At 67.3% G+C, this 13811-nt stretch carries 10 protein-coding genes; 3 read left to right on the top strand and 7 right to left on the bottom strand.

Annotation, left to right across the window (positions count from 1 at the left end; genetic code table 11):
- Window positions 1–63 precede the first annotated feature (63 nt).
- Window positions 64–1527 (bottom strand): fatty acid desaturase, encoded by a 1464-nt coding sequence (locus tag K7711_RS01605; protein WP_222964197.1) that lies wholly within the window; start codon window positions 1525–1527, stop codon window positions 64–66.
- A gap of 310 nt (window positions 1528–1837) precedes the next feature.
- Window positions 1838–2689 (bottom strand): LppX_LprAFG lipoprotein, encoded by an 852-nt coding sequence (locus K7711_RS01600; RefSeq protein WP_222964195.1) that lies wholly within the window; start codon window positions 2687–2689, stop codon window positions 1838–1840.
- Window positions 2690–3158: 469 nt separating this feature from the next.
- Here K7711_RS01600 and K7711_RS01595 point away from each other — a divergent pair, with 469 nt between their 5' ends.
- Complete coding sequence (locus tag K7711_RS01595; RefSeq protein WP_222964193.1) at window positions 3159–5471, top strand: MFS transporter; 2313 nt, start codon at window positions 3159–3161, stop codon at window positions 5469–5471.
- Between the two features lie 89 nt (window positions 5472–5560).
- On the opposite strand, the gene K7711_RS01590 is transcribed toward K7711_RS01595, so the two are convergent.
- The 3 genes from K7711_RS01590 to K7711_RS01580 form a co-directional block, all read right to left on the bottom strand.
- Complete coding sequence (locus K7711_RS01590) at window positions 5561–6529, bottom strand: GlxA family transcriptional regulator (protein ID WP_222964191.1); 969 nt, start codon at window positions 6527–6529, stop codon at window positions 5561–5563.
- Between the two features lie 87 nt (window positions 6530–6616).
- A complete protein-coding gene (locus K7711_RS01585) occupies window positions 6617–7744 on the bottom strand; it encodes an AAA family ATPase (RefSeq protein ID WP_222964189.1) in 1128 nt (375 codons plus the stop codon).
- Complete coding sequence (locus K7711_RS01580; RefSeq protein ID WP_222964186.1) at window positions 7731–8516, bottom strand: RNA ligase family protein; 786 nt, start codon at window positions 8514–8516, stop codon at window positions 7731–7733. Before K7711_RS01580 ends, K7711_RS01585 begins: the two co-directional genes overlap by 14 nt.
- Window positions 8517–8726: 210 nt before the next feature.
- On the opposite strand from K7711_RS01580, the gene K7711_RS01575 reads away from it, so the two are divergent.
- The gene (locus tag K7711_RS01575; protein ID WP_372460087.1) at window positions 8727–9662 is read left to right on the top strand and encodes an undecaprenyl-diphosphate phosphatase; all 936 of its coding nucleotides are present in this window, start codon (window positions 8727–8729) and stop codon (window positions 9660–9662) included.
- On the opposite strand, the gene K7711_RS01570 is transcribed toward K7711_RS01575, so the two are convergent.
- Both K7711_RS01570 and K7711_RS01565 read right to left on the bottom strand, forming a co-directional pair.
- The gene (locus tag K7711_RS01570; protein ID WP_222964184.1) at window positions 9646–10140 is read right to left on the bottom strand and encodes a hypothetical protein; all 495 of its coding nucleotides are present in this window, start codon (window positions 10138–10140) and stop codon (window positions 9646–9648) included. The genes K7711_RS01575 and K7711_RS01570 overlap by 17 nt on opposite strands.
- A gap of 170 nt (window positions 10141–10310) precedes the next feature.
- Window positions 10311–11117 (bottom strand): hypothetical protein, encoded by an 807-nt coding sequence (locus K7711_RS01565; protein ID WP_222964182.1) that lies wholly within the window; start codon window positions 11115–11117, stop codon window positions 10311–10313.
- A 252-nt stretch (window positions 11118–11369) separates the two neighbouring features.
- Here K7711_RS01565 and K7711_RS01560 point away from each other — a divergent pair, with 252 nt between their 5' ends.
- A complete protein-coding gene (locus K7711_RS01560; RefSeq protein ID WP_222964180.1) occupies window positions 11370–13757 on the top strand; it encodes a heavy metal translocating P-type ATPase in 2388 nt (795 codons plus the stop codon).
- Window positions 13758–13811 lie beyond the last annotated feature (54 nt).

Raw genomic sequence — 13811 nt, 5'->3', positions numbered from 1 at the left:
TTCTCCCCTTCTGATGAAACATCCACACGCCGGAATCGTGGCGCGGTGAAGTGTGAAAGCTGTTTACACCGTTCCGATTCCGGTGAATCCCTGGACCATGTAGACCCCGCAGGTCTTGAGCGCGCCGGGCGCGAAATGCTCGCGGAAGAAACCCCAATTGCGTTCCTGCGCATCGCGCGAGGGAGCCAGCAGATAGGTCCGGCACTGTTTCGGGAACCGGTCGGTGAAGAAACTCTTCGCCGGAAGCCATTCGACGCCGAATTTCGCCGCTTCCTCGCGCACCACGTCCTCGGTGGCGATATTGGCGAATCCGCTGCGCTGGAACGGCAGAACGTGGTGGACCCGGTGCGAGCTCAGCCCCGCGGACAGGAAGCAGTCGACGTAGCGGTTGCCGACCACGGTCAGGTCGTAGGCCTGTTCGAGCTGGTTGACCGCCCAATCCTCGGTGTCGGCCTCGGGCAGCTCGCCGACCTCCTCCTCGAAGTCGTGACTCGCGACGACCAGGAAGGTGCTGATCCACAGCGTGATCACGAATTGCAGTGCCCAGGCCCAGAAATCGCCCGCGAGCACGAAGGCGACGAGCTCGCCCAACAGCAGGAATCGCATGGCGAAGGAGCCGATGAAGTGTGGCAGCGCGCCGCCCCAGGTGCCGTACATGTCCTTGATGCCGACCTTGCGGGTCAGGCGGCACACGTCCAGCAGGCGGATCGTCATCCCGGTGATGGTGTGCCCGAATTTGTGAATCGTGTGCACCGGAACGCGATACACCCGCGGAATGCGCATCATCATGGTGAAGACGTTCTTCTTGATGTCGACTTCACTCTGGGTGTGTGGATGATGCAGCAGCGCGTGGCCGTCTGCGGTCACGAAAGACAGTGCCACGTAATTGAAATCGAATGCGTTGGTGAATATCTTGTTGAGCCCCTTCTGGGCTCGGTGGATTCCGTAATGGCCGAAGCCGGCCAGCGAACTGCGCAGCAGCACCATCGCGATCACGAAGACCGGCAACGGAATCCAGTTACGTTCGAACAGCCGCAGGCCCTCGACCGCGAAATAGGCGATGGTCAGCACGATAGCGACGATGTTGAACAGTTTGTCCATACGATTCAGGCGCGCGGCGAGTTTCGGCTCGCGCAGCCGCGCCTTGATCTTGTGCAGCAGGTCGTTCTCGTCGTCGAAGCGGTACTTCGGGGTGTCGGTCCAACTGTCGAAACCCTCGGTGAACAGGAAGTCCGGGGCGTTGTTCTTGGGATGGATGTCCTCGGGCAGGGCCTGGCGATCCAGCGAGTACCGCTCGAGCATCCGCGCGATCCGCTCGGGTTCGCGGTGATACGAGCCGATGATGGACGTGATGTCACGATTCTTCGTCCGGCCGATGAAGAATTCTCCGCCGGGATGCTTGGAAATCCACTCGCTGAGATCGTAAGCTTTCCCGTTGTAGATCCAGACATTGGAGACCGGCGGAGGGCCGTCGGGAATGGGAGGTCGACTGAACTCCCGCTCCTGCACATCCGGGCGGTCGGTCATCTTTCTTACCTCCATGTCTGATCGGCCGTTCGAGGCCGTGCTGCCGATCAGGTTCTCCGGCAGGCGTCGCGTTCGAGCGTCGTTGGTGTTCAGATTCCGTGCGGCGCCTTGTATTTGACTGAATAATCCCTTAAGCGGGCCGAGATCAGGGTTCCGGGGCCGGGATTCGGGCGCGGAACGATGCCGGAGCTCACCGGCGAGAATCCGGCGCGGACGCTACGCGAGCCGGTCCGGGAGGTACGGCAGCAACAGTGCCGCCGTACGCGATCCCGGACCGGCTCGCATGTCCGAACTGCCTGCTGTGGTGGGATCAGCCGGCCGGCTTGGTGACCGTGACGGGCTTGGCCCAGTTGGACAGGTCGATCGTGGCGTTGCCCTTGTCCTTGGTCACCTGGGCCTGCACCAGGTTCGGGCCGGTCCCCGGGGAGGCCGCCGAGGAGGGCAGGGTGGTCGCCGCGGCCGAGGACTTCGGCGGGGTGACGTCGGTGATCCACAGGGTGATGGGCAGGCTGCCCTGGACCTTGTCACCGATCTTGGGCACGACCGGGTCGATCACGGTGGGATCGATGGTGCCGGTGACCTTGACGGTGTTCACGCCGTTGATCGTCTCGCGGGACTCGGCCTTCGCGCCCTTCACGTGCGCGATGACGTTGGCGATGCCCTTGTCCTTGTCCAGGATGACGCCCGGGTCGTAGACCTTCTGGGTGTCGCCGACCGGGACGTACTTGGTGCCGTCGCTGGAGACGTAGATCTTCTTGTCCACCGCGAGGAACTTGGTCTTGGTGAACGGGTCGCCTTCCTTCAGGCGGATGCTCGCGTCACCGATCGCCTGACCGGAGGGCTGGTTGGTGACATCGGCGGAGATGGTGTCGACCGGCAGGTTCTGGAGGTTGTTGACCTTGATGTCCAGGTGCACCGAGTGCAGGGTCTCGGTGGTCTTGGCCGACTCGGAGATCAGCTGCGCGCCGTCCGGGAGCTGGCTGGGCGGCGGCGCGGTGGGGGAGCTACTCGCCGCGGCGGAGGTCGAGGAGGAGGAGTTCGAGCTGCAACCCGTCGCGAACGCGCCGAGCAGTGAGGCCGCCAGCACGGCCGCGCCGACCGTCCGCACGGTGGTCCGCCGAGACCGGCGCACGGATCGGTCGAGCGATTTCAGGTCTGTCATGTGTCAACCCCCGGAGGTTCTTTGGGCACTCGGTCGAGATGCTCGGTGCAACTGCGTCGCAGTATGCAGCACGCCGCCGACGTACGCTCGGTCGAGCGGACACGGGCATTCAACCAGCACCGCTGCGCCGGTGTCGACCTGTTAGTCGAACTCGAAGGCGCGCAGATCATTACGGGACCGACCGGTGGTGCGCCGATCAGGGCCCGGCCCTGCGGCAATCGATGTTTCACATTCGTCCGCCGGTTCGCGACGTGCGGTTGGCGGAGAAATTCGGCCATACCGGGAATTGATCTGCGACGCAAGACGCTTCAAGTAGTGGCCGGTACACGGGTGCGCTGCCGAGCGCGATGCCCGGGTTTCGAGTCGCAGATCACAATTCCGATAGGGAGCGACCGCCCCGCTTTCTGTTACCGTTATCTAAACGGAGAATGACTCCGTTTATGTTCTCCGGGGAGGAAACCCGTATCTCATGGCGTTAGTGAAGACCCGCCCGCACTACAACGTCGTCTTCGCGGTGCTGCTGCTCGGGATCGCCGCGTACGCGATGCTCCAGTCGATGATCGTGCCGGTGTTCTCGCTGTTGATTCCGGCTCTGCACACCACGCAGAGCACCGCGACCTGGCTGATGACCGGCTATCTGCTCTCGGCCTCGGTGGCCACGCCGATCCTCGGCCGGATCGGTGACAAGGTCGGCAAGGAGCGGATGCTCGTCGTCACGCTCGTCGGGCTCACCGTCGGCTCGCTCATCGCGGCGCTCACCGAATCGGTGAGCGTGATGATCGTCGCGCGGGTGATCCAGGGCCTGGGCGGTGGCGTGATTCCGCTGGCGTTCGGCATCATTCGCGACGAATTCCCCATGCACAAGCTGAACGGCGCGGTGGGCATCGCCTCCTCGCTGATCGCGGTCGGCTCCGGACTCGGACTGGTATTGGCCGGTCCGATCGTCGATCACCTGAACTACCACTGGCTGTTCTGGATCCCGATGATCATCACGGCGGTGGCCGCGGTCGCCGCGGTGCTGTTCGTGCCCGAATCGCCGGTGCGCAGTCCGGGCCGGATCAATTGGGGCGCAGCGATTCTGCTGTCCGCCTGGCTGGTCGCGCTGCTGCTCGCGGTGAGCAAGGGGCCCTCGTGGGGCTGGACTTCGGGGATCACCCTGGGCCTGTTCGCCCTGACGGTGGTGTGTGCGATCGCGTGGGTCGTGGTCGAGATCCGTTCCGAGACACCGCTGATCGATATGACCACGATGCGGATTCCGGCGGTGTGGACGACCAACATCGTCGCGGTGCTGATCGGCGCTGCGATGTACGCGATGATGACGTTCCTGCCGCAGCTGTTGCAGACGCCGAAATCGGTTGCCGGATACGGGCTCAGCGCGAGCATCACGCAATCCGGGCTGTACCTGTTGCCGCTGTCGGTGGCGATGTTCATCATCGGCCTGGCCATCGGGCCGCTGGCCGCGCGGCTGGGCTCCAAGGCGATCGTGCTGATCGGCGCCGTCATCACCACGCCCGCCTTCTTCCTGCTCGCGCTCGGGCACGATCAGCGCTGGGAGATCTACCTGGCCGCCGTGCTGCTGGGGATCGGCATCGGCATGGCGTTCTCCTCGATGCCCGCCATCATCGTGGCCGCGGTGCCGCCCGCGCAGACCGGCGCGGCGACCGGGATGAACGCCAATGTGCGGACCGTGGGCGGTGCGATCGGCAGTGCGATCTCCTCGGTCATCCTGACCTCGGGTGCGCATGCGGCGCACGGACTTCCGGCGGATTCGGGATATGCCAACATCTTCTGGTTCCTGGGTGCGGTCTCCGCGGGAGCGGCCGTGGTGAGCATCTTCATTCCGTCCGGACGGGCGCGGGCGCTGGAATCGGTCGAACTCGCGCATTCGGCCGAGGAGGCGGAAGTTGTTCCGGCGCAACAGATCGTGGACATCTCTCCACTGTCCGAGGCCGCTGTGTTCGCCGATTCGGCTGTCGCACGGTCGATTCCGGATCGGGTGGTCGATGCGGGCAGCGGGCCCGCGGTCGTGGGCCACGTGCAGCGTTCCGGCGGTCAGCCGGTGTCCGGCGCCGCGCTGACCTTGATCGATCCACGCGGACAGCAGGTTTCGCGGGTGACCGGCGATGCGGACGGCGGCTACCGGATCACCGCGCCCGCGCCCGGCAACTATGTGCTGATCACCTCGGCGCACGGGCACCGGCCGGTCGCGGTGAGCGTCGCCGTCGGTGCGCGACCGCATCTGCTGACCGTCACGCTGCCGGGTTCGGGTGAGCTGACCGGATCCGTCCGCGGTCCGGGTGGCCTGCTGGTGGCCGGTGCGACCGTCACCCTGACCAACGCACCCGGCGAGGTGGTCGGAGCCGCGGTCACCGGCGCGGACGGCACGTACACCTGTGCCGTCACCCCGGGCGCGCACACCGTGGTCGTCGTCGCCGACGGCATGCGTCCCGCCGCGAGCACGGTGGTCGTACCCGAGAGCGGCGTGTTGCGACACGATGTCGACCTCGACGCGACCGCGACGTTGGCCGGTGCGGTGCAGGCCGGTGATCGGGTCGTGCCCGACGCGCAGGTCACGGTGCTGGACGAGACCGGTGAACTGGTCGCCACCGCGCGCACCGACGAGAGCGGCCGCTACCTGGTCCCCGATCTGCCCGCGGGCCGCTACGCGGTGGTCACCCGCGGCTACCCCTCGGTGGCCAGCAGCGTCCGGGTGACCGGTGAACGCATCCGGCACGACCTGGAACTGGGATACGACGAGGCGGCGACGCTGCCCGTCCACTAGATCTGCACCGCGACGGCCGCTCCGGTCGGAACCTCACCGAAACAGGTGATTCCGATCGGAGCGCCGTCGTTTCGGACTCGACCTTGTGCTCAGTGCCCCGCGGGCTGGGCGAAGGTGCGGCGGTAATCGCTGGGGTTGGTGCCGACCTCGTCGGCGAATCGGCGGCGGAAGTTGGAGGGGTCGGGAAAGCCGGTGGCCGCGCCGACGGCGGCGACGGTGGCGTCGGTGCGTTCGAGCAGGGCACAGGCGTGATGAATTCTTCTGCGCAACAACCATTTTCCCGGTGTGGTGCCCAGGTGCCGGTCGAACAGCCGGGCCAGCGTTCGGGGGGAGACCGCGCACCGGGCGGCGATTTCCTCGACGGCGATCGGGCGATGCAGATTGTCCTCGATCCAGGACAGCGCGGGGGTGAGCGTATCGGGTTGCGGGGTGGGGCGGCGCGCGGGATTTCGGGTGTACTGGCGCTGGCCGCCCTCCCGGTGCGGCGGCAGAACCATATGCCGCGCGATATCGGCCGCATATGCCGCGCCGAAATCGCAGCGGACCAGTTCCAGGGCGAGATCGATGGCCGCGCCGGTGCCCGCGCTGGTCGCGACGTCGCCGTGATTCACGTACAGCGCGTGCGGCCGCACCCACACCTGCGGATACCGCTCCCGCAGCTCCTCGGCCATCCGCCAGTGCGTGGTCGCCTCCCGGCCGTCCAGCAGTCCGATGGCCGCGAGTGTGAAAGTGCCCGAACAGATTCCGATGATCCGGGCGCCGCGTCGATGCGCCTCGCACAGGGCGCGGGTGAGTTGTGTCGAGGGCTGTCGATCCCGGTCCGGCCAGCCGGTCACGAAGATCGAATCGGCCGTGCGGAGTGTGTCGAGACCGTGGTCGACGAGCATCCGATACCCCGCCTTGGTGGGCAGCGCGCCGGTATTCTCCGCGCAGACCTCGAACGAGTAGCGGGTCGGCACGCCGGGGTGTTCGATACCGAATACCTCTGCGACGCAAGATAATTCGAATGTCGATTGCGGCGGGGTCACCACGGCGGCGACACGATGACATCGATGCACGGGTGGCAGAATAATCCCTGTCGGTGTTATTTTTGCCGCTTTCGGTACCCGATATCGACCGGTCACCCCGAATTTACGAAAAGCGCATCACGCTGCGGTGCAGATCCATTCCACCCGGTGCGCTTCGGTCGGATCCGGTGTCTCCCAGTGCGCGGCGAGTCGATCGATGACCGCGGCCGGGACCGGGGAGGTGCGGGAGCGGTTTCGGGCGTGCAGGATCGGGGCGGGAGCCTCCAGGGAGACGATCTCGATTCGGGCCCGGTAGCCGGCGGCCAGATCGATACTGCGACTGCGTAGCCGTCGAGTGGTGTTGGTCGCATTCCACACGAATGATGTTCCGGCCCGCAGATATTCGCGGGCGCGCTCGCGGGCCGCGGCGATCACCGGATGCTGGTCGTCGGTGGGCGCGATGCCCAGCTCCGCGCGGATCCGGTCCAGGCCGACGACCGGCAGCCCGGGGCGATGTGCGGCGATCCAGTGGTCCTTACCCGCGCCGGGCAGACCGGACAGGATGGTGACGGTCAGCCGGGTGTCGTCGTAGGCGGCGTAGTCCGGATCGCGGCCGGGCGTGCGGAAGTACTGGAACTGCGCGTGATCGGAGGCGAAAACGCGTGGCCGGTCGAGGCATTGCTGCTCGGCACAGTATTCGCGATACAGCGCGATGTTCTCGAGGATCTGTTCGGTGTCCTGGCAGATCCGGCCGAGCAGATCGGCGGTGGCCAGCAGGGCGAGATCGTCGTTGCGGGCCAGCAGAGCGACGCGAAAGGCGATCTGCTGCAGGTCGGGTCGCTCCAGCGCCCAGAACGGGACCTGATGATGACGCACCAGCGCGGCGACGTGTTCCCGGTCGGCGATCGGCGCATCCAGTTGCCACAGCGCGCGCCGCACCAGCAGATCACCCCGCCGGGAATGGCCGTGCGCGGTGATGCGGCCGTCCGAATCGATCTGTGTGCAATAGGGTTTGGCGATATCGTGCATCAGCACGGTGGCGAACAGCCGGACGCGCTCGGCAGCGGGCCGAGCTCGCCACTCGGGCAGTTCGGCAAGGGCTTCGCAGGCCATCCGGGTGTGGATCTCGACATCGCCCTCGGCGTGGTGCACCGCATCCTGCGGCACACCGGTCATCGAGCGGACCCAGTCGAACCGTTCGCGGATCTGCGCCCACGGCACCGTCCAGCCGGGCGGTCCGGGGCACAGCGCCTCATACTCCCGCATACAGTGCCTCCGGATCGGCGAGCCCGTTGGCGATGACGGGCCGATCCTGCCAGTGCCCGCCCGAATCCAGGATGGTGGTGAGGAATCCGGCGCGCACCCATTTGAATCGGTCGACGGTCTCCGCGCCCGATTCGACCTTGATGTACAGGCCCTCCATGTCATCAGCGGTGTCGGTCTCCGCCGCCGCGCGGGCCGGATCGACGCCCGCGACCCGTGCGGCGTGAGCGAGTGCGGTGCGCCAGCCGGGAGTTCGGCAGCCGGACGGTCCGATCAGGGCGGTGAGGTCCTCGAGCCGATCGATCGGACCGGTGTGCAGGACGGGCACCGAGACGACCGGCGCTCCGTCGAGCAGCTCCCGTCGGCGTTCGGTCGACAGGAATGTCTCGGTGTCGCGGTCGAGGACGTCGAACTCGCAGAAGTAGTGGGGCAGTGCATCGTAGAACACGGTGTGCTTGGCATAGAGCCATTCGCCGTACATCACGTAGCGGCTGCCCAGCCGGGCGCGCAGGATGTGCTGCACGGCGGTTGCCCACGCCTTGAACGGTCCGAACTGCCGCTCGCGCGGGCCACCGGTCAGATAGTGCCCTCGGCTCTGAAGTCGCAGTGCGCCTTCGGAATCGAAGCTGACTGCCGCATTCGCGCCGTCGAGTTTCTCCTCCACGACCAGATGTTCGCCCGCGATCTGCGCGAACGGCACGGCACGCAGGTCGTGGTCGCCCGGTTGCAGGCGGGACCCCTCCAGGTGCCGGGTGCGCGGATACTTGCGGATCATTCGTCGTTTGTAACGGTGTGGCGCGAGCGGTGTCCACCGGATTATTCAGCCGCACAGCCGGTTCGACTCGGTTGCCCGAGATGTGCTGCGTCCCTGCGAATCGATCTTGAAATGAGATGAGAATCACTGGGATACAAGACGATTCAGGCATCTGGTACATCAGCCGGACTGCCAGGGTAATCGCCCGGCGCGCGTGCGAAACTCCTGCCGATGATCACGTACTCTCAAGCCGCCGTCATCGGCGCGGTGCAGGGTGTCACCGAGTTGTTCCCCATTTCGAGCCTCGGCCACTCCGTGCTGGTCGCGGATTGGTTCGGTGGCCGTTGGGAGGCGGTCAGTGTGAACAAATCCGACAGGGGCGCAACGTATCTCGCCTTCGTGGTCGCGCTGCACGTGGCGACGGCGGTCGCGCTGCTGGCGTTCTACTGGCGCGATTGGCTGGCCATCATCGCCGGATTCGTATCCACCCTGCGCACCCGTCGCGCGGAGACCGTACCGCAGCGGCTGGCCTGGTTGATCGTGATCGCGACAGTTCCGGTCGCGGTGCTCGGCCCACTGCTGGATCGCCCGCTGCACGCGCTGTTCGACACGCCCGTGGACACCAGCATCTTCCTGACCCTGAACGGCGCGGTCCTGGTCCTGGGGGAGGGATTACGCCGCCGCAACGAGCCGACCCTGGCCGAATACGGTCGCCGGTTCGCCCGACGTGAGGCGCACGGCGCACTGCTCACCGCCGAGCGTCGCCTACCCCGCCAGGCCGACCGCCCGCTGGCGGCGCTGAGCGTCCTGGACGCCATCGGCATCGGCCTCACCCAGGCCGGCGCCCTGCTGACCGGCTTCAGCCGCGCGGGCCTGACCATGGTCGGCGGCCTGTGGCGCGGCCTGGAGAACGAGCACGCGGCCAAATTCGCCTTCCTGCTCGCCACCCCCACGATCCTGGGCGCGGGCCTGTTCGAGGTCCCCGAACTCACCGACTCTCGCCTGGCCCCGATTCGCGGCCCGATCCTGGTGGGCGCCATCGTCTCCGGGGTGTCCTCCTGGCTGGCCGTGCGCTTCCTGGAGCGCCACTTCCAAACCCGCACGCTCCTGCCCTTCGCGGTGTACTGCCTGGTGGCCGGAGTCCTATCCATCATCCGATTCGGCTGAAATCCTCAGGCAGACAGGAATTTCGCAGCAGTCTCGCTTCGGCCTCACCTCGGGCGCGTCTGATGCCGACCTCGACTTTCACCGAGACGTTACTGTCCTGCACGCCGACGGCGTAGGAATCGGAATTGGCGTCCGTGGCTGTCAGATGTCCTGCGTACCAATAGCTTCGGGTGCCCAGTCCGGTGAGGTCGCCCGAGCTGGCGCCCTGCTGCGGGACGGTGTCGGCACTCTTCCACTCGTCGTATTTGGGCGGTCCGGCAACGCCGGTGAACTCGACCTGGAGGCTGATTTCCGCGTCGTCGGTGGTGACATCGTCGACCGGCGACGTGCTGGTGTATTTGATCTGGCACAGCAGGACACCGCCGTAATCGGCACTCTGCGCGGGATATTCGCGGTGCACGATCGGTGTCGGTCCGGACGACCATTTCGTGAGCGGTGCGGTGTCGACCAGATCGCAGGCGTTGGTGACATTGTTCATCGAGTAGATGCCCGGCGCGGGTTCGTAGTGGGTGGTCGGTGGCCGCGCCTGCCACGATCAGGCCGATCGTGTTCATCCCGCTCGCGCGTGGCCGTTGGCCGGGCGGCGGCCCGGATTCATGTCCGGGGCCGGTCATCGGCGCTGTACCCGTCTGTGCTGCAAGGGATTCCCTACTTCTTCCGCAATGCGTCCAGCGTGCGGCGGACCTGGGCTCGGGCGATCGGGTCGAGGTCCGCGCCGCTCACCTGGGACACATCGCGGTCCCGGACGAATTGGAGTTCGACGTGCACCGAGACGTTGTCGGCCAGCACGCACACGATGTAGCTCGTATCGGTGACCAGATCGCCGCTCACCTCGGAATGCCAGTACCCCTGCGAGCCGAGCCCGGTGACCTTGCCCGAGGACAGCCCCGGTCCGATCTTGCCGGTCTCGCGCTTGTCCCAGTGTTCGTAATAGGGCGGGGCGCTGCCGTTGGTGAAGTCGACGTCGACCAGGATGCGCGCCTCCTGGAGTGGATCGCCGTTGGTGGAGTAACCGATCCGGCAGCTCAGACTGCCGCCGCCGTCGGGCCCCGGCCGATCCTCCCGGTGCTCGGGTGGGCTGCCGGGCGTCGACGACCATTTCTTCAGCGGCGCGGTATCGACCGAACCACACGCGTCGTCGATCCCGTCCATCGAGTAGATCGGCGTCTCGGCGACCGCATTTCCGGCTTTCTCGGACGACCGCGCACCGAGCGCCCCGACGCCGACCCCGATGCCCAGTACGACGACCGCCGCGACGATGCCGCCGATGATCCACCCCGTTCTGCCCGAATTGCTCGGTGGTGGATACGGCCTCGGCGCAGGATGTCCACGACTGGCATCACCATGCCCCGGCTCCGACCGCGCCCCGCCCGATGCGGACGAATCATGCTGCCGCACAGTAGGTTCGGCATCGCCCACCGCCGGTCGATCACCCGTGTCCTGGGAATCGGCCATCCCCGCAGTCCTCCGCTTCCGCGGCGGAACCCCCGCCGACCGTAACGTCGGCCAGATCGTATCGTCCCGCCGCGACCGCGGCGACACATTATCCGCACGGCGCCCGACCTGGGAATTCGTGCTCGCCCGGTGTCGGGACGATGCCTGGCGGTTGGGCCCGAAGACACATATGGCCAGGGATTTCGACCCTCCCCGAAGATCGTCGCGCGGACTGGACTCGTAAGCGGACGATCCTCGGCCCGGAGGTGTGCGATGAGTCAGGTGACGACCGCGGTGCGGCCGTGGCTGAACCGGTTGGCGCGGTGGCTGGAGCCGTCGCTGGTCGCCGTGACGGTGACCGGGCTGGCGGTCGGCGGAATCCTGTGGCTGGCGGGGGTTCGGGATGCGGCCGACGCGGTCTGGGCAGCGACCACGGCGGTGGCGTTCGTGCCCGCGGTGTGCTGGATGATCGCGACCCTGGTCAAGGGACGTGCGGGGGTGGATCTGATCGCGGTGCTGTCCCTGGCCGGGACGATCCTGGTGCACGAGTACCTGGCGGGCGCGCTGATCGCGGTCATGCTGGCCGGTGGCCGAGCGCTGGACGCCGCCGCCGAAGGCCGCGCCGCCCGAGATCTGCGTGCGTTGCTGGACAGAGCGCCGCGCTCGGCACGCCGTCGCGTCGGCGACGAGGTCACCGTCATCGCGGTGGACGAGGTCGTGGTCGGCGATGTGCTGGTGGTCGCCGCCGGTGCGGCGGTGCCGGTGGACGGCAGAATTACCGATACCGTTGCGGTACTGGATGAATCGGCTCTCACCGGAGAGCCGCTGCAGGTCGAGCGGGGTCCGGGCGAACCGGTGCGCAGCGGCGTGGTGAATGCGGGCGCCGTATTCGAGATGCGTGCGACGGCGACCGCCGCCGACAGCACCTACGCCGGAATCGTGCGCCTGGCCGAACAGGCCGGGGCCGAGAACGCCCCCGTGGTGCGGTTGGCCGACCGGTACGCGGCCTGGTTCCTGCCGCTGGCCTTGCTGGTCGCCGCCGCGGCGTACCTCGCGAGCGGGTCGGCGGTGCGGGCGGTGGCTGTGCTGGTGGTGGCGACCCCGTGCCCGCTGCTACTGGCCGCACCGGTCGCGATCGTGTCGGGGCTGTCCCGGGCCTCTCGCATGGGTGTGCTGGTCCGCGGTGGCGGTGCGCTGGAAAGCCTCGGTCACGCAACGACTCTGGTGATGGACAAGACCGGCACGCTGACTGCGGGCCGACCTCGGGTGGTGGAGGTGGTCGCCGCGCCGGGCCGGGAGGTGACGGCGGTTCTGCGCGTGGCCGCATCGGTCGATCAGATGTCGCCGCATGTGCTGGCCGAAGCGATCGTCACCGAGGCCCTCGACCGCCGCCTGGATCTGCTCGCGCCGTCCGATGTCACCGAGCAGGCGGGCCGCGGCGTCCGCGGGACGGTCGACGGCCGTCGGGTCGAGGTCGGCAAGCTCCCCGATGCGATGCTCACCGCAGCCGAATGGACACGCGCGGTGGTGAATCGGGCCGGTCTGGACTCGGCCGCGATTGCCTGGGTCGTGGTCGACGGCGAACTCGCCGGAGCGATCCTGTTACGCGACCCGCTGCGTCGCCACGCACCTCGCACGGTCCGGCGCCTGCGGCGAGCCGGATTGCGGAGACTGGTCATGCTGACCGGTGACCGGCCCGAACCGGCCCGCGAGGTCGCTACCGTCCTGGGCCTCGACGAGGTGTATGCCGGGCAGACACCGGCCGACAAGGTCGCCGCAGTGCGGCGAGAACGGGAGAGCGCGGTCGCGGTCATGGTCGGCGACGGCGTCAACGACGCGCCCGCTCTCGCGGCGGCCACCGTGGGCGTCGCGATGGGCGCCCGCGGATCCACCGCATCCTCCGAAGCCGCGGATGTCGTGCTGACCACGGATCGCCTCGATCGGCTCGCCGACGCCATGGACACCGCCCATTGGTCACGTCACATCGCCGTGCAGAGCGCGGTCGCCGGCATGAGCCTGTCGTTGCTGGCCATGATCGTCGCCGCCGTGGGGCTGCTGCCGCCTGCCGCCGGGGCGCTGCTGCAGGAAGGCATCGACATCGCGGTCATCCTCAACGCCCTGCGCGCGTTACGCGGCAATCCGGCCACACGTCTCGAATTGCGTACCGCCACAGAGCAATTGCTGCACCGATTCGCCGGTGAGCACGACACGTTGCGCGACACGCTCACGCTGCTGCGCGCCGCCGCCGACGAACTCGCCGACCACCCGCACGACCCGGCGGCACTGACCGCGGTGCGGGCCGCGCACCGATTCCTCACCGAGGAACTGCTCCCGCACGAGCAGGCCGAGGAGACGCAGTTGTATCCGGCGCTGGCCGGTCCGCTCGGCAGTGGCGAGGCCACGGCGACCATGAGCCGCACCCACGCCGAAATACAGCGGCTCACCACACGTATCGGCACACATCTCGACCTCGCGAACGGCGCCGGTCACCTCGACCCCGACCAGACCGACGACTTGCTGGCCTGCCTCTACGGCCTGTACACCCTGCTGCGCCTGCACTTCCTGCAGGAGGAGGAGAACTATTTCACCCTCACCGACGACGACCTCGAACCCGCTACTACGACAACGGTTTCCGATTCGGGACGGAGCCGGAGACGATGATCCCGGGAGGCGGTCTCGAAGCCGTTCGCCGGTCTCGCGGAGTTCTGCCGATGC

Origin of the sequence: Nocardia coffeae (genome assembly GCF_019890715.1) — a bacterium.
Lineage (GTDB): Bacteria > Actinomycetota > Actinomycetes > Mycobacteriales > Mycobacteriaceae > Nocardia > Nocardia jiangxiensis.
The sequence above is the reverse complement of the archived record's forward strand: the minus strand, read 5'-3'. Positions and strand labels throughout refer to the sequence as shown.